Genomic DNA, 16,880 nt, shown 5'->3' with positions numbered 1-16,880 from the left:
AGCCTGACTCCATGAAACCGTCGGTCAAACCAGCTGCCCACCTTCGCGTGGAACAGCTGCCCAAGATGCCGTGGAACGAGTGCCCACGATCACGTGGAATAGGCGCCCAGCTTCCGTGGAATGCGCAGGCTGGACTGACGGAATACACCCCAATTTTCCCTAACCTTATTGAATTGGCGGACATCGTCCCATGGAACGGTTTTGAACGAAAGATGCCGACCTCCGGGCATGATGGTGCCCGATACGTCCGAGTCCTCGGGTTCGGATGGCCTTCGCTTCCAGTCGAACTCCATGGATAGCCTTTTCACAACGTCTATATCGATGAAGTCGCTGCCCTCCGTATACTGGAACTTTGGGCCAGAGCCGATGCTATAGGCGAGGATGTCATCAGGCTTCCTGCCTGCGAATTTCGTCAGGATTTCTTGATTTTGTTCGGCTTTGGACAACCGACCATTCAACTTGATACCGCCCTTGGCGAGGACGATTCTTCCATCCTCCGAATGGCTGATACCTGCTCCTTGCCAGTCGTCCGGTTGAGACGGAACGAGCGTGGCCTGACCGCGTGTCCGCCAGCCCAAGGGACGCCGAATGATGTGCTTCACCTCATATATGTCGCTCTTGCCACTCAGGTAGGCCCGCGCCTTCTGATAGAATTGGCACAATTCCCCCTTGGTCGCGGCCTGCATCTGATCGGGGCTTGCAGTGGTCAGGAACCCGTCAGTGGTGACGCTGAAAATCGAAACACCCTTAGGAAGGGTGTTCATGATTTCGCCCAGGACGCCTCGGCAGAAAGCCGTGATGAACGAGGCATAGGCCGGATTGGTGATGTCGGAAGGGGGCAGCAGTTTCGTATCTGCATCGCGCAGGTCATAGACACGCCGCTCCCTCAAGCCTTGCCCCGTCTTGCCATAGGTCGAGTTGACGATCTCCTTCCACATCAGGTTCTGAAGGGTTCCTTTTGGGAATTCGTTTCGCTTGTCGACGCAGAACTTTGAAAAATCGGCAAAGGGCCGGATCGAATTCGCGGGAATACCCGGATCACCACCGCCGGAGGACTCGACGTATCGCCCCTCGATCAGTTTGATCTTGCAACCGAGCCGATGTGCCAGCCAGATCTCGCTGATATGCGTAGTGCTGTTGCCCTTTCGCGGGAAGATCAAACCGTGAGTCGTTCTGACAGGGAGGACTGGATAGAGGACATCATCGGGGAACTCGAAGTCCACATTGGCGAAGGCCAAATCGGACGAGGAAAACCGTTCACTCAGCAGGGTATCGGTGTCGGGGATGTCGTAAAACTTGCTCCAGTCCGGTGTGCCGATCAGCGTCATGGCCGACGGGTAGGCGCTGGCCAGATCGTAGTCGTACCAGACCCCTTCCGGGGCCGGGCCGAACCAGAACTGCTCATTGCGCCCGCCATGATAGGCTTCGGTCAGGAACTGCTCGTTCCAGTGAAGGAACGGCAAATTGACAAGGCTCTTCCTCTTGACGTGGCGATTGAACTTGGTGCTCCAGATCAGTTCATCGACCTCTTCCTTGCCGACCAAGGCAAGCCCGTCAGCCCTATTGTCCTCCCAGAACTTCTTGAGAAGCTTGAGGCCCTTCGAGGACAGGGTCGTTGGCAAGGCGAAAGCGCCCAAGTTATCGTCCGATGCCCGGATCATCTGAGCCGCATAGGCCGCGCAAACTTCGGCGTCACGGATCGCGTACCGTTCGAACAGGGAACGGTCATCCTGAAGCAATCGCCCCATATGGGTTTTATAGAAATATTCCTGCTTTGGATCGTCGGACAGCTTGAGCTTCGGAACGCCTACCAGTTTCCCAAGGTCGTCGAGGCTGCGAAGCCCTGTTGGTGCCAAGGTCATCGTGTCCCGGAATGAGACCTTAAGTTCAACGGGCTTGCCTTCGGTCTGGGACTGGAACTCCACCACGAAGGGGCTTTCGAGGTTCATGAAAAGGCTTCGGATATTCTGAAGCAGCAGCCTATCTCGCAGGGTCTTGTCCTTGAACTCGCGAAACCCCGGAACGTCAGCCCGCGTGAAATGGGCCACGAGATGGACCCGTGAAGGGAAGCGCAGCGCAGGATGCTGCTTCAGACCGTCCTGAATAACATGGTGCAGGAACTCGGGGATGGTGAGGCGATCTTCAACCGTTGGCCCCTTCGGGTAGATGATGCCCGACCACTTGAGATCATATTGCTCGCCGTCGTCATCGACCAAGAGGCCGCAATACTGATAGGACAAGACCCGGTTTGATTTGGCCTCCTCCTCGTCGGTGCTGTCCGACTTCTCATACTCGGTGTCGAACCCGATTAAGAAGATCGAGTCAGGCTGAACTCCCCTACGAGGCAACGGATTGAATAGCGCCGCATCAAGGACCAGCGGCGACTTGAGGTTCTCGGGCTTTGGCTTTCTGGTTGTGTCGGCCATGAGTACCTATCAGTCCAAAATCCGGTGGTGGGACATCATAACACCCGCCCTTTATCCATTCGCGTCACACCGTCGACACATCGTATCTCGCACGAAGGTCTGCGTCCGCCAATCGCTGGCAGTTCGATAAAAGACCTTTGACCGTTGCGTTTCCAAGAACCGCATTCTCTGGAACCAGCAAGTAGCTCCACGGCTTGTCGCCGATTTTCTTGCCGTGAACCTCTGTGGCGATGAAGGCCCACAGGCTTGCGGCATCGGCTTTACGCTTTACGGTGGCATCTTCCATCTCGCTAGCGCGTTTGGTCTCGATGATCAGCTTGTCCGTATCGGTCTCGACGACAAAATCCGGCTGATACGGCAGACCATCAGCATCGAAGATTTTGAACTGGTTTGGCCCCGGCTTCATCCAAAGCTGAACGGTCGAATCCTGTTCAAGAATGACTGCCATCTTTCTTTCGGTGTCCGAGTCGAACTTGGCCATCTGATAACAGCACTTGGCAAATCCCCCGAAGATAAACCGCTTGATATCTTGCAGCCGTTCAGGTGGATGGCGGAAATCGCGAACCGTGTCCTGGCTTGATCCGTCAAACGTCTGGGGCTTCAGGTGCTCGAAGGCCGCAGTGACTGTGACCCGGTAATTCGCCTGCTCACGCCACATATTTTGTTTCATCTGGACGAAGATCGCCTCCGCCATCTGCTTGGCATGACCCTGCAGAACGGTGCGAAGTTGTTCTTCATCAGGATATTTGGCGCGAAAATGGGACACAACCTGACCCGCAAGCCCATAGAGGATATTTGAATGGGCCTCGTAGTCGACTTCGGGGAAGTCGATCAGCTTTGTGACCAGATAATCCGCAAGGCGTTCGGGCCTCTCACCGCCTGCCTCCCCGGAGATGGTCGACCGCGCTTCCGTCCGCAGGATTTGGATCATCAGCTCCTTCGAAAGCGGCTGATAGTTCCATGACTTCACGTCCAGCTCGAACGGCTTGAAACCGAAGGATACCTGCTGCTTGGGCGTAATCGTCAGTGTCGGGATGGCGATGGTGCGTTGCACGAACTGCTTGCAAACCTCCTCGGCGACGGCGGTTGCCTGCTCCAAGGTCACGGTCGGGAACAGACCATCATCGAACTTCTGGGCGGCCACGGCGGCACTAGCGATCCGCTCAATCACCTTTGGGTTCTGCAGGTCCTTGATGGAGGAAACCTCCTTGCCGATCTGGGGCAACACAACCGCCAGAACGGTCTTGGCGATGTTCAGCTCTTCCGGCTTGCTGTATTTGAATGCCGGAGCTGGTGGTGCTGCAAACCCCTGTGGGGGAGCTACCTGAGTGCCCCCCGGCACATATGCCGGAAAACTCGTGGGCAGAGCATCTGGCATAGCAGCCTGCGCGATCATCTGTTCGATCACGGAAGGAGCGGGCACAACGACGGGTTTCGAGGACGGCACATCACCGCCATCACCAATCGTGACCCCCTTCAGCTTGCGGGTAACGCCGTTCTCTTCCTTGGCCTTGCTGATCAGCTCATCAAAGCGTTCGTGTGCAATGACCGTCAGGGTATCCACAACCTCTACACCCGTCCGCTTGCCGTAGGGCAAGCGCAAGCCGCGTCCTAGCGTCTGTTCTGTCAGGATGTCCGATGCAGAGGCCCGCAGCGGGACGATGGTAAAGAGGTTCGAGACGTCCCAGCCCTCTTTCAGTTTGTTCACGTGGATGACGATATCCGTATCGCCAGCTTTTTCGATGTTCAGCAGGCGTTGGGCGTTCTCGTCGCTTTCTTCGCCTGTCAGCTTAGAGTGGATTTCTGCGACGCGACCCTTGTAGCGCCCATCAAAGAAGCCATCGCTTTCGATGAATTCCCGCACCTGCCGTGCATGGGTCGTGTCCTGCGTCACAACCAGCATGAAGGGCCGAACGACCTTTACGTCTTGCTGACGGGCATAGGTTTCCAGCTTCACCCGCACATGTTCGTGGTAGTTGACCCCGTCTTCCAGCTTGATCCGCTGCAGCGTCTCTTCATCCACCGATTTCGGGTTGAAGTTAGCGCGAGTGCCAACCGCAGGTTCCTTAACATATCCGTCTTCCATCGCGTCGGGCAGATCGTAGCGGTAGACGACATTACGGAAGTCTTGGCTCTTGGAGCCGACCGTCTTGGGGGTCGCGGTCACTTCTAGGCCCAGGATCGGCTTCAGTTCGGCAATCGCCTTCGCCCCAGCAGACCCACGATAGCGATGCGCCTCGTCCATCAACAGCACAAGGTCATCCAGCCCCGACAGATAGGCAAAGTAGCTGTCGCCGATATACTCCTGCAGCCGCTTGATACGGGGGGAGTTGCCACCCCTCACCTCGGAATTGATCTTCGAGATGTTGAAGATGTTGATGATCGCCCCTTCGCGCCCGAAGAGGTCGGTACCGCGCACACCGCGCCCTTCCTCGTAGTTTTCGGCGTTCACGATCAGGGGGGCGTTGTGAGCAAAAGCCTCGATCCCACGGAACACATATTTCGGGCTGGTGGGCTGAAAGTCCGCAAGCAGCTTTTCGTAGATGGTCAGGTTCGGGGCCAGTACAAAGAAGTTCCGGCTTTTGCCGATCATGTAGAGATAGCTGATGAAGGCCCCCATCAACCGCGTCTTGCCCACCCCTGTTGCCAGCGCAAAGCAGATGCTGGGGAAGTCGCGTTCGAAGTCGTCAAAGGTGGCGTCGCTCAGCTTGCCATAAGCTTGGCGCACAGCAGCACGGGCGGCAGCGACATCAGTGTCTTTCGACGGGGCAATCAGCTCAACGATGTCGTCCAGCCTGCGCAGCGCCTCGGCTTGCGGTTTGCGCAGGGACAGGCGCTGGGAGATCTGTGTGACGGCACGTTTGGGGTCAACCGGCTGCATGATCACTCCCCATCATCGAACAGATCACCATCAGCGCCCGCCTTGGCCTTCTTGGCGGCAGGCGCTTCGTCTTCTTCTTCGTCGGCCATCATCGGCAGGGCGCTGATCTTCAGCGAATAGTCGTCTTTGCCCCACTCGCAGCGGTCCAGCACAGCGCCGGGGATTTTGCGCAAGGTCAGATTGGGCAGGCTTTCGCCCTTTGCTTCATAGGCCGTGCAGCAGATCAGCAGACTGCGGTTTTCGCCTACCTCGTCGGAGATAGCCCGCAGCTGTTCAAAGGTCAGGCTGCTGGTCGTAACGTAAATGAAGGAAGTATCCGAGGACATTCCATGCATCCAAAAACAATCGTTGGATGGATGATAAACGTAGTTGAAGTGCTTGCACATCGCCTCGGCCAGCATCGCTGGGTTGTATTCCTTTCGGATCACCCAGTTGCCCCATGCGTCCTTTTCCAAGAGCGAGGGTGCGAGACGGCAGAAGCGATAGCCGCCGCCACCTCCCCAACGTAACGCAGTAGATACTCCACTATCGTCTGCACCATCGATTACATTACGAAGTCTCGGTGCGCAGTGCGTTTTTGCATGCTCACCCAGTTCAACCATGATCCAGCGGCGGCCCATCTTGTGGGCTACTGCGCCTGTCGTTCCCGAGCCGGCAAAGGAGTCGAGAACCAAATCTCCGGGTCGCGAGAATCGTTCTAAGATGAGTTTCAGAAGCGCCTCGGGTTTCTTCCCACTCCTAAATTCAACGCCTCCCTCATGACGACAATTTCCAAATGATCCAGCCATGTCATAGTAGTTTTCGATAGGAGTTGTAGCCTCTTCGCTTCTAACTTTGCTCAAAGGAATGCCCTGATAATATTTTCCTTTTGTCGCCCCATCACGCTTCGGTCCGCTGAAGTATCGATAGGGGAATTTATCATCCCCAATACCAGTCACCTTGTAAATCGCGCCAAGACCATCAATGTCCGCTCTGCCAGTAAGGTAATCCCTAAAAAATCGGCCCGAAGAGTTACCATCAAGAATGCTGCCTGTAGCCCATATCTCTTTCAAGCCATCTTCAGACGGTTCACCTTTGATTATTTCGTATTCACTTGGACCAAAAACTGTCACATCTTTTCCGCCAAGGACCATTGAACGCCCTGCGCCGAGCTCTCTGACATAATAGCAGAACTTCTCATCAGTTATCGCGATCGTTGGCAAATTAGGTTTGGCGGCATAGGACTTTCTGTAGATATGAACCATCTCAATTTGTTTGTGAAATGCCATATCCTGCTTGAGTGTCTTATTTGCATATCTAACTTGCACATATAGTGTCGTGAGGTAGTTGCTTCGTCCGAACACCTCATCAAGCAAAATTTTCAGATAGTGTCCTTCAGAGTCATCAATATGGACACAGCAGAAACCCTCATCAGAAAGCAGATTGTGCAAAACGTGCAGACGTTCTCTCATTAGGGAGAGCCAAACTGAATGCTCAAGTCCGTCATCATAGTGCTCAAAGGCATTTCCGGTATTGTAAGGTGGATCGATGTAGACACACTTTACGTGGCCTCGCACTGACTGATCCGTTTCTAAAGACTTCAGCGCAAGCAGGTTATCCCCATGGATCAGCAGGTTCTCAAAGCTGTCGCCCTCGCGCCGCGCCTTGGCGTGATAGGAAAACTCCGGCTCTTCGATCAGAATGCGCGGTTCCAGACGGGGGCGGATGTCTTTGCCGATCCAAGTGAGTTCAAGTTTAGTCTTTGCGGCCATCAGACAAGGCTCCAGCGGATCGTGAACAGGTCGTTCATTTCGGGGGTAAGGGACAGTTTTTCGGCGATTTCGTCGAGCATGGCTTCACGTTCGGCATCAATCTCACGCAGCCGTGTGTAAAGCTGGTGCTGCAGGTCATCAACCCGCGATTGCAGGGTCTTGGCCTCGCGCTGAAGCTCTAGCTTGGCTTGCAGGTGCGACGTGGCACGAGCCAGCTTCTTCTTCTCATTGGCGTCCTTGGTCAGCGCCTTGATCTGCTGATCATAGGACACCTTGGCATCGTCGCGCCAAGCGTCGAGCCGTTCTTCCTCTTCGTTCAGAAACTCTCCCAGCCGTTCATGCGCCTTGCCGACAATTTCCGTCTGACGCTCCTGCACGATAGTATCCAGCCGGTCATCCGAAGGGACGCTCGCCGCCCCGACAACACTTGCCGGAATTTGCAGCATGCGTTCCGCCACCTCGGGATGAACTACGTTGCCCGCGTCGGTGATGGCGGCGCATACGATTTCATCCCAAGTGCGGGCTGGCGTGACAAGGCGAAGGCGTGCAGCCCGCATCCAGCCAGACTGACCCCTCAGGGCTTTGGCGCTGGAAATATTGCCGTCATAGGACGCAAGGTCAAAGCGCAGCTCTGCAGGTGACAGATCGCGCCCCTTGGCCTGCGCGACCAGCTGATCGGCCAGCCCTTCATCCGACAGACGGAAGAAGCGCCAGCCCTTCTCATCCGCCTCAGGCCATTCGGTTGACCAGGTGTCGCCCTGATAGTCAAAGCGCTGGACGTGGTTGGAATGGAACTCGGCCTCGGGCAGTTCGGCGCGCACAAGGCCCAGAAGCGCCCTTTTGAAATCGCCAATCGCGGAATTCACCGCGTCCTTGCGACCAAGAAGGCGTTCAATGACCTTATCGTCCATCTCGGCCAATAGCTTGTTGCGGGCGTCTTTCTTGGCCTCGTCGATCTCGACGCTGAACTCGGCTTGCAGTTGGTCGAAAGCGGCGTTGATTTCATCATTGGTGCGGCAGGACTGCACGATGTCGAGGATGCGGCGCTCGATGTCCACGCCGCTTTCGATGGCCCCCAACACCTCGTCCGATGAACCGAACACCCCATCGAACAGCTTGAACTTCTGCTCCAGAAGCTGGTGGATACGGGCCTCGGCTTGGTTCTTGCGGTTGAGGAAGTTGATGACGGTGACGTCGATCTTCTGCCCATACCGATGGCAACGCCCGATGCGCTGTTCAACCCGTTGCGGGTTCCACGGCAGGTCATAATTGATGAGAAGCGAGCAGAACTGAAGGTTGATGCCCTCGGCCCCGGATTCGGTCGCGATAAGGATTTGCCGGTCGTGACGGAAGGCATCGACGATGGCGGCCTTCATGTCGGCGGTCTTGGAGCCGGAAACGACATCGGTTCCACGATGCTTTTCCAGCCACGCCTTGTAGAGAGCGTTGCTGTCCTTGTCCGCGTTGGAGCCGTTCAAAACGACGGTCTGACCCCGAAACCCGTTGTTTTCGAGAAGTTCGCGCAGATAGGTCTGGGTGCGCACAGACTCCGTGAAGATGACAGCCTTGCGCTGGCCTCCTTTGGAAACGATTTCGCCCAGAACGACGGGCAGGCAGTCGAGGAGCGCCTTGCCTTTGGCATTGGCGGCAATCGACATGGCCAAGTCACGATAATAGCGAAGTTCGTTGATTTCCGCCTGCAGCTGCTTGGGATCAACCTTTTCGGCGTCATAGTCATCCCGGCTGTCGACGGCATCAGCCTCGTCGGCACGGCCCGCTTCGCGCCATTCATCGGCCTCTTCCGCGAAACCATCGATGTCGTCGAGAGTGGCCGCGTTGACGATCTGGGTTTCCTCCAGACGACGCAGCATCTTGTCCAACGTATGGGCGATGGCGAAAGACGAGGAGCCGAGGACTTTCCTCAACACCAACGTGACCAGATGTCGCCCGTTGTTACCCAGCGCCAAGGTGTCTTGGCGTTGCAGGTAGGTCGACATCAACTCGTAAAGATCGGTCTCAAGCTTCTCCGGGGTGAAATCGAAGGTCTTGGGCAAACGGTTGGTGTAGTTGATCAACCCGGCCTTTTGCACCTGCCGTCGCAGTGTACGCTTGCAGATCGGCTCAAGGCGACGGGCCAGCAGGGCCTGTGACGCCAGTTCCTCCCGGCCCCCAAACTCCGCCCGAAAAGCCTGCTCGGACCCGAAATAGGTTTCGTCGATGATGGTGATGAGGCCGAAAAGCTCCATCAGGTTATTTTGAAGCGGAGTGGCCGTCAGAAGAAGTTTCTGCCGACCAGCAAGGGCGTCCTTGAGGACGGCGGCGCGTGAGGTTTCGGTCGCCTTGTAGACGTTGCGCAGCTTATGGGCTTCGTCGAAGACAACGAGGTTCCATGGAACGCGGCGCAATTCGTCAGCGATCCGCGCTGCGTACTCGTAGGACAGAATGACGATGCCCTCACCACGCCCAAGGGGGCTGGAGCGGCCATCGAGGGTGATTTCCTTCACCCTTTTCGCATCGAGGATCACAGATGGCAGCGAGAACTTCTCGCGCAATTCGGTGGCCCACTGTTTTCGAAGTGACGCAGGTACCACAAGCAAAAGGTGCCGTTGCCGTTCCCACCATCGCTGACTGAGGACCAAGGCAGCCTCGATGGTCTTGCCCAACCCCACCTCGTCCGCGAGTAGAACACCCTTTGAGAGGGGCGAGCGTAACGCGAACATCGCGGCATCAACTTGGTGCGGGTTCAGGTCAACACGGGCCGACGACAGCGACTGCGTCAGGGCATCGGCCTCATCAATCCCTTCACGCGTCAGGAAGTTCGCAAAGTACTTCGCGTGAAAAGGGGTGTAACCCGAAACAGTCAAGCCGTACTCCACTCTCTCTTGCCGCCATATAACTGTCTAGCAAGCGCTGCGGCAGATGTGAACCAACCACAACAAAGAATGGCAAGGCCATAGCTCGCGTGGCAGGACGCGGCACAGTACCAAAAGAGCTCGGGCTTATCTATTATCAATAAAATAACTCACAAAACAAAAATAGATTCAGAAAAAAGCAGATTAAGAAGCTTTATCCTGTTCGAGTCCTTGGCGGCCAGAATTGACATCCAGTAATTTCCGTAGCGATCTGATCAATGAATTGGTCCATGGCGCCACGTATAAATTCAGTAATCAGCCAGTTTGATTGACCAGCCAAGTGGCGCTCGAATCCATTAGGATCATACCTCGAAAGCTCACTGAAGCGGTGCATTGCGGCAAACATCAGCGTCAACAGATGCCGACTTCCAGGAGGGTTGTTCTCAACCTGCTTCTTGAGATACCAAAGGTCTTTGCTTCCCGAAATGCAGACGACAAGACGTCGAGTCTGGGCATGATATTTGCCCAGACGTTCATGTGCTGAAACAACTTTGGTATCACTGGATCGACCCTCAAACCACTTAAAGGTCTTTTTGCGACGCACAATGCAGCCCTCATCACTATCGAACAATTCGAAAGAATTAGGAATGCTTACCAACCGCCTCTTATCAGAAAAACGATCTATGAGCTTAGCCTCGAAGTAACTCTCGCTGGACCCATTCTTCTTAACGTATCTCGCATTTTCAAGAGGGATGAAGAGCTCGGTCTTTCCGGTAAATGTGAGGCGATAGGCTCGGTGTATGAATGGAATATTCCACAATATATCAGATAGTGTGTATTTTTCCTTGGTTGCGCTATCTCCATAGTATGAGCATAGGCCAGGAAGAACGCCACCCATTTGGAATGTAACTAGTTCATTACTAAGTAATGCGCGAGCATTTTCAGGTCGATCACCAGAAACACCATGATGATGACCATTTGTACATTTCTTATAGGTTAGTAGAGCCTTTGTCGCATTCAAAAAGGAGTAGTAGCAAGCTAACGGGGCAGCCTCTATTGGCATTTCTTCTGCCGCATCAGCAAAACGTCGAGCTTGCGCCCAGTAGCTCAAACTTTCAGCGGATTTTTTTCGTCTAAGCCATAGCTCTACGTAAAGCCATGGATCTCGTGTTAAAACGTGTTCGGCCAGAAAATTTGGGTCCCTGACTCCCTTGTGCATCCAAAGGCGACGACTTTTGACCTTAATTTGCTCAGCCAACTTAACGAAAACTCCTCCAAGAACGCCTCCACACTATCAAGGGTGGAGGTCGCTACGCAACACAAAACCCAGACGAGAAGGCTCTTAGGTCGCCTGCAGTCGTCGCGCCGCTAGTTGCTGAAGCGTTGAGTCTTCTTTCGGCGAACCACAGATGCCTGAAGTGGCGCGACAGTCGAAGTCTCCATGTAGGTCGCTTCGCGACGGGGCTTCGCCCCAGCCCTGGGGTGTGTTGATTTAGGGGAGTTGAGGGGGGATCGGGGCCATCAGAATTAGCTTCTGATTGGAGAGCCCGATGGACGGCAGAACCACCACAATCCGTTCGATGAACGACAGGGCCCGCTCGACATTCATCGGGTGTCGAGTGATGATCACCCAAGGGGTTCAGGCGTTGAATGATGTCGCGGCGGTGTTGGAGCGCGTCAGGACGTTCGACGCCTTCGACGGGGATAACGACCCCTACGGCGAACATGACTTCGGGTCGTTCATCCACAACAGCGAGACCATCTTCTGGAAGATCGACTATTATGATCGGACGCTGACGGCTGGGTCAGAGGACCCCGCTGATCCTGAGGCGACGATCCGCGTGTTGACAGTGTTGCTCGCCAGTGAATATTGATGAGGTTTTCGTGGGGCTTGACAAAACGCCAATATCGAGTTAAGATATTGATATAAAATATAAAAATGGTAGATGTCGATACTCCACGCCCATATATAACATTTACCATTTTTTGCGATGCGCCCCGATTTTCTATAGGCTTCGGGCCTCAACTCCCCTCGCAATTCCGTTTTCAACTCATATTCTCAGGGGCTTCTATTCCATCAGGGACGAGGCGCTGCCTCCATCGCCACGCGTGGCGATGTCTCGTCGGACTGATCGGATCGGCAATGCCTTGACGTCTCACTGGACTGCCGCACCCAATCCAGTTCCAATCTGGTAGGTCAACTGATGGCCACGGACCGGACAACACTGATCAGGCGCCGGAACTCTCCATCATCAGAAGCGCCCTTCCAGAAGTTGGCGAACCGACACACCACCTGTAGATTGCCGGGTACGTAGTGCCCACTGCTGTCGATCCGATCCAAGGAGGCGAACATCGCCTGATCTCCGTTGACCTCGTCAAACTCAAGGGGAAGCCCGGTCAGCTCGCAGCAGTACTCCTGCGATGCCATCAGGTCCGCGATATAGTCTTGCAGCGCGGCAGCCGAAGGGAACTTCAAGTCCTTCCTCTTCACGACGCGCTCAACAACTTGGCCATTGGCCGAATTGGTCGTGCCAATGGCGGTGCGCGCCATTCGTTCTGCGGCGTCGGCGGCGCTGAACAGTTCCGATGCCCTTTGATAAGCTATTCGATCCGCCAGAGTTCCATGCTTTACCGGCGCATAACCGTTTCTAGATGCCTCACGGCGCTTCGCCCATAGAGGGTCATTGTGCCACGGGCTGAGGTCTTCCCCGCCGATTAGCGCCAAAGTGTAATCCCGGTACAGCGCGCTAAGAGATTGGAGCGTTGCCTCAGTCGACAGGAAGTCCTTGGCCTTCGGGTGAAGTTCGTTCCACCTCAGCCGAACGCCCTTCTTCGAAACGTTCGACCATTTCTCGCAGGGCTTGTGGCAAACCACCACTTCTTGCCCCCGTTCGATCGGTTCCATTTTTGTTTCAAAGTATGGTTCGTCCCGGCGCGATACCGTCCACCAAAGGTCGTCGCCATCCTTGTGAACCCACATATCGCCAGAGGTCTCCGCGATGATGGTCATCAAGTTGAACCATCGAGAGGCGGTCGCCTTTGTAGGCTTTTTCCCTGCCGCAGTGGTCTCGTGGACCATCCGATCTGCAATATAGCCCTCTCGGTCATTCGCCTCCCAGAATTTCTGGGCTCGAACTGCGTTCATGGTCGCAACTGTGCCGCGATCCCGGCAAACTGGCCACTCGTAGTTCTGGCGTCCAAAATTGGCGATGTAGACCTTCAAGGCACGGCTCACATAAGTGCTTCATTCGCCGGTGAACGTTGCCGGGAACCCGCCGAAGAGCAAGCCCCACACGTCCAGGGTCTGCCCTTCGACAGACCCTGGTATGGTCGCGCCGGTTCGCAGCTTCGTCTTCCCGATAGGCTTGCCCGTCCCCGCCATTCCGGTCAATCTGTTGCGGATATTGTACCTCTTTTCGGTGTTTTGTTATCGCACTGAGGCAGTGCGAAGCCTCCATCGCCACGCTTGGCAAAGGGGATTTTCATGAGTTATACACAAAGTTATACAAAATCGTGTAAACCTCTGATAAATATGTCAGGTAATGCGATTGAAAATCCGCGTGTCGCTGGTTCGATTCCGGCTCTGGGCACCACTTAAATCCCTGAAATCGCTAGCTTTTGTTTTCATTCCGATTTCTCTTTCGGTTCGGGTTTGACGCTTTTGGCGGAGGGTTTGACAATCCGCGCCCGCCGCGCGTTTTCGGTTTCGAGAGTCGCCATGGTCTCGCGGTTCTTCGCCGCAAGGTTGGCAGACCGCGAATAGTGCCGCGCCATGGACAGGGTTTTCTGCCCCAGAAGGTCGGCAATGCGGCGTTCATCCAGCCCCGCCTCGCGCAGCGTGGTCGCAACGGTGTGCCGCAGGCCCTTGAGGGTGAGGCCGGGCTGGATCAGCCCCTGCGCCTCCAGCCCCGTCTTGAAGCGGTGCCAGACGGTGGAAAAGCCGTTGTAGGTCCATTGTTCGCCACGTGAGTTTGCCAGCAGTTCGGGCGCATCGTGTTGCGGCGCTTGCTTCAGGGCTGCGTGCAGCGTGGGGCCAATGGGAATGGCGACTTCGACCCCGGTCTTGCCCCGCACGCCCCAGATGGTCTCGCCATCGATCTGGTCGCGCCGAAGGTTCAGCGCGTCGGACGGATCGAGGCCGGTGTTCATCAGCACCGCCAGCACCACCTTCACATGCGGCCGTGCGTGTTCGAGGACGATGTCGCATTCCTCCGGCTCCCACGGGCGGTTGGCGTAGGCGAGCTTGGCCGGGCGGGGCTTCGGGATCACGCCAGTGGCGAAGTTAGCCGAAATCAGCCCCTTGGGGATGGCGAAGCGAAAGACCTCGCTTAGGAACGTCCGCAGCATGTTCGCGCGCCGCCAGCCGATCTTCTGGGCCGCTTTGTCGTGGATGCCCGCGACCAGCGGCGTGTCGATGGTATGGATGGGGGAGTCACGGATAGGTTCCAGGAAATCGGCGCACTGCCGGTAGTCCCGCCGCGTTGCTGGGGCGAGGTTCTTGAAATGCTCGGTCTCGTAGTAGGACTGGATCAGCCCGCCCAGAGTGCCGACCTTTGGTGCCTTGGCCTTGTTTGCCTCGGCAATGGCGGTGATTTTCTCACATTCGGTGAAAAAGGCGGCCGATCCGAGCGGGGCTTTCACAAGGTCGATCTTCTGGCCGGTCTCGCGGTGGTAGCAGCGCATCCGACCGTGGCGATCCTTGAAGATCTTGAAGCCCTTGATGCGCACCGACGTCATCAGAGGCGCGCCAGGATGGCGTCGTGCGTGGTGGCCTGCGTGCCGGTCTTCACATCGTCGATCCAGAGATCGAGGTCGCGCTTGTCCCAAAGCAGCACGCCCTGCCGCAGTTGGATCGGCTGCACCGGGCAGGCGATCTTGAAGTGCTTGACTGGCAGGCCCGCGTAGCTGGCCGCCTCCGTCTCCTTGAACATGCGCTTTTCGATCACGCTGATGTTGAGGTTGGTCGTCGACATGGGCGTCGCCTCATTCTTTGCCGGTTTGCATGTCTGCCTGCCGGACCGGATGGCCGTCGGCATGGGCAGCAGGTTGGTCGTTTGCATCGCTGCCTGTTTGGCTGGCTGCCCGTGTGGCAGTTCGCCGGAACCTCTCCCATCCGCTCATGGTCAGAAGGCGGGTTTTCGGGGATATCGCGAGGTATTCCAGCCGCCCCTCGTTCATCAGCGCACGAATTTGCGTGACACTGATGCCGACGGCTTGGCTGAGTTCCTTCGGTGAAAGCAGGGGTTCTTGGGCCATAGAGGCGGTCTCCTGTAGGGTTACGCACGGAATCGCTTGCCATGCACATTCTGACGTGGTCAGAATGCGGAAACATGTCGAATACGTCATTTTGTGCGATACTTGCGCGAAGTTGCGTCGACGTCAACCGGGTAACGCGGATGTCGCAGAAAACATCCGAGCTGTTCGCCAGCATGGGGGCGCGGCTCGCCATCACGCGGAACGAGATCGGCCTGTCCCAGGCGGGAATGGCCGAGGCGCTGGGTGTGTCGCACCGGGCCTATCACAGCTATGAAAAGGGCCAGCGCGGCTTGCCGGTCGAGACGCTGGTGGCGCTGCATGACCGTTTTCAGGTGGATCTGATGTGGATTCTGCTGGGCAACCGTTCGGCGCGGGTCGAGCATGACCTGAAGGCGCTGGAAGAGTTCGAGGTGGCTCTCGACACCTACCTTGCCAAGCAGGGCATCAAGCTGAAAACGGAAAAGCGGGGGGCAATTGCTGCCCGTTGGTATCGGTCATTCCTGCAGGGCAAGCCGATCGAGATGGACGATGTCCATACCTGGATAGAATTACTCACGGAGTGAAACGAGTGCTGGAAGCCTCCCCGCGGTGGAACCGCCAACGAATGGCGGTTCTGGAAGCCGTCGATTTTGACCTGAAGCGCGTGTTTTCGGTGCTCTACTTTGTTTCGGCGACTAGTGCTGGCATCTACATGGCTGGTTGGCTTCGGCTCAATCTGATGGAGCTGCCTGTTGCCCCTTTCTCCTATCAATCTGCCGCAACCATCGGACTTTCTGTGACCGCCGGAACGCTCTTCGCCCTACTGCTTCCAGCGATCGCTCTCGCCCTTGGTGTCGAGCGCAGATTGCAGCGCCGGTTGCGTCAATTGGACAAGAAGACGAGCGCGACCACCACGCATCGCTTGATTGCAGTGCAAGCATTGCCTAACTTGCAGGAAGCAGTGGGAGGCACGCATGGGCAGCATCACCATCAGAAACCTTGACGACGACGTGAAGCGCCGCCTGCGCGTGCGGGCGGCCGAGCACGGTCGGTCCATGGAAGAAGAGGCGCGGGAAATCCTGCGCCAAGTGGTCACGCGGCCGACGCCGCTGCGCGACCTGGGCCAGTCCATCCACGAGCGGTTTGCCGAGGTCGGCGGCATCGATCTTCCCCAGCCGAAGCGCAGCGAGATGAGACCGACCCCCAATTTCGAGTGACCCATGTTCCTGATCGACACCAACGTCATTTCCGAGCTGATGCGGGCCGCCCCAGCCCCCTCTGTCCTCGATTGGTTCTCCACCCAAGACCCCTCCACCCTCTACCTCTCTGCTGTGACCGAAGCAGAGCTGCGCACCGGCATTGCCATCCTGCCTGCAGGCCAGCGGCGCGAAGGTCTCAAGGCCGCGCTTGACGCCACGATCGACGAGGATTTCGAGGGGCGCATCCTGCCGTTCGACACCGATGCAGCCAAGACCTATGCCGAGATCGCTGCAGGCCGAAGGTCTGCGGGGCGGCCGATCGCGGATGCGGATTGCCAGATTGCGGCGATTGCGCGGGCGACCGGAATGCCGGTGGTCACGCGCAACACGCGTGACTTTGAGGGTTGCGGTATCGACGTGATCAACCCGTGGGGTGGCGAATGAACGCTGTAGAGATCGAACATTCGTAACCACATACGGTGAATGAGAAGGTCGACATTTGATGTACTTGAACCCGACAGATAGATTACAATCAT

14 protein-coding genes are annotated in these 16,880 nt (G+C 56.4%); 5 read left to right on the top strand and 9 right to left on the bottom strand.

Annotation, left to right across the window (positions count from 1 at the left end):
- Positions 1-89: 89 nt before the first annotated feature.
- From G4Z14_RS17130 to G4Z14_RS17110, 5 genes are all read right to left on the bottom strand, one after another.
- Positions 90-2,426: a DNA polymerase gene (locus tag G4Z14_RS17130; protein WP_164627928.1), complete on the bottom strand. Its 2,337-nt coding sequence runs from the start codon at positions 2,424-2,426 to the stop codon at positions 90-92.
- Positions 2,427-2,490: 64 nt separating this feature from the next.
- Positions 2,491-5,307 (bottom strand): DEAD/DEAH box helicase family protein, encoded by a 2,817-nt coding sequence (locus G4Z14_RS17125; protein WP_164627926.1) that lies wholly within the window; start codon positions 5,305-5,307, stop codon positions 2,491-2,493.
- Positions 5,308-5,309: 2 nt separating this feature from the next.
- Entirely contained in the window at positions 5,310-7,058 is a 1,749-nt protein-coding gene (locus tag G4Z14_RS17120; protein WP_164627924.1) for a site-specific DNA-methyltransferase, read from the bottom strand.
- Entirely contained in the window at positions 7,058-9,922 is a 2,865-nt protein-coding gene (locus G4Z14_RS17115; RefSeq protein ID WP_164627922.1) for an SNF2-related protein, read from the bottom strand. Before G4Z14_RS17115 ends, G4Z14_RS17120 begins: the two co-directional genes overlap by 1 nt.
- Before the next feature lie 202 nt (positions 9,923-10,124).
- Positions 10,125-11,168, bottom strand: coding sequence for a YaaC family protein (locus tag G4Z14_RS17110; RefSeq protein ID WP_164627920.1), 1,044 nt, complete (start codon positions 11,166-11,168; stop codon positions 10,125-10,127).
- A 292-nt stretch (positions 11,169-11,460) separates the two neighbouring features.
- On the opposite strand from G4Z14_RS17110, the gene G4Z14_RS17105 reads away from it, so the two are divergent.
- Positions 11,461-11,784, top strand: a complete 324-nt coding sequence (locus tag G4Z14_RS17105) for a DUF3768 domain-containing protein (RefSeq protein WP_164627918.1) — start codon at positions 11,461-11,463, stop codon at positions 11,782-11,784.
- Positions 11,785-12,107: 323 nt separating this feature from the next.
- Here G4Z14_RS17105 and G4Z14_RS17100 read toward each other — a convergent pair whose 3' ends face one another.
- The 4 genes from G4Z14_RS17100 to G4Z14_RS17085 form a co-directional block, all read right to left on the bottom strand.
- Positions 12,108-13,133, bottom strand: a complete 1,026-nt coding sequence (locus G4Z14_RS17100; protein ID WP_164627916.1) for a hypothetical protein — start codon at positions 13,131-13,133, stop codon at positions 12,108-12,110.
- A 401-nt stretch (positions 13,134-13,534) separates the two neighbouring features.
- Complete coding sequence (locus G4Z14_RS17095) at positions 13,535-14,647, bottom strand: tyrosine-type recombinase/integrase (RefSeq protein ID WP_164627914.1); 1,113 nt, start codon at positions 14,645-14,647, stop codon at positions 13,535-13,537.
- A complete protein-coding gene (locus G4Z14_RS17090) occupies positions 14,647-14,883 on the bottom strand; it encodes a hypothetical protein (protein ID WP_110807116.1) in 237 nt (78 codons plus the stop codon). Before G4Z14_RS17090 ends, G4Z14_RS17095 begins: the two co-directional genes overlap by 1 nt.
- 10 nt (positions 14,884-14,893) lie before the next feature.
- Positions 14,894-15,166: a hypothetical protein gene (locus G4Z14_RS17085; RefSeq protein ID WP_164627911.1), complete on the bottom strand. Its 273-nt coding sequence runs from the start codon at positions 15,164-15,166 to the stop codon at positions 14,894-14,896.
- 140 nt (positions 15,167-15,306) lie between these two features.
- On the opposite strand from G4Z14_RS17085, the gene G4Z14_RS17080 reads away from it, so the two are divergent.
- The 4 genes from G4Z14_RS17080 to G4Z14_RS17065 are packed head-to-tail and all read left to right on the top strand — an operon-like array spanning position 15,307 to position 16,788.
- A complete protein-coding gene (locus tag G4Z14_RS17080) occupies positions 15,307-15,729 on the top strand; it encodes a helix-turn-helix domain-containing protein (protein WP_164627909.1) in 423 nt (140 codons plus the stop codon).
- Between the two features lie 5 nt (positions 15,730-15,734).
- Positions 15,735-16,148: a hypothetical protein gene (locus G4Z14_RS17075; RefSeq protein ID WP_164627907.1), complete on the top strand. Its 414-nt coding sequence runs from the start codon at positions 15,735-15,737 to the stop codon at positions 16,146-16,148.
- On the top strand, positions 16,120-16,362 hold the full coding sequence (locus G4Z14_RS17070; RefSeq protein ID WP_164627905.1) for a FitA-like ribbon-helix-helix domain-containing protein: 243 nt from the start codon (positions 16,120-16,122) through the stop codon (positions 16,360-16,362). The genes G4Z14_RS17075 and G4Z14_RS17070 overlap by 29 nt, the downstream gene beginning before the upstream one ends.
- Positions 16,363-16,365: 3 nt before the next feature.
- Positions 16,366-16,788, top strand: coding sequence for a type II toxin-antitoxin system VapC family toxin (locus tag G4Z14_RS17065; protein WP_164627903.1), 423 nt, complete (start codon positions 16,366-16,368; stop codon positions 16,786-16,788).
- Positions 16,789-16,880 lie beyond the last annotated feature (92 nt).

This window comes from Tabrizicola oligotrophica (assembly GCF_011008935.1).
In the GTDB taxonomy this organism is placed as follows: Bacteria; Pseudomonadota; Alphaproteobacteria; order Rhodobacterales; family Rhodobacteraceae; genus Tabrizicola_A; species Tabrizicola_A oligotrophica.
Note: the sequence above shows the minus strand (reverse complement) of the source record. Positions and strands in the feature narration are given on the sequence as shown.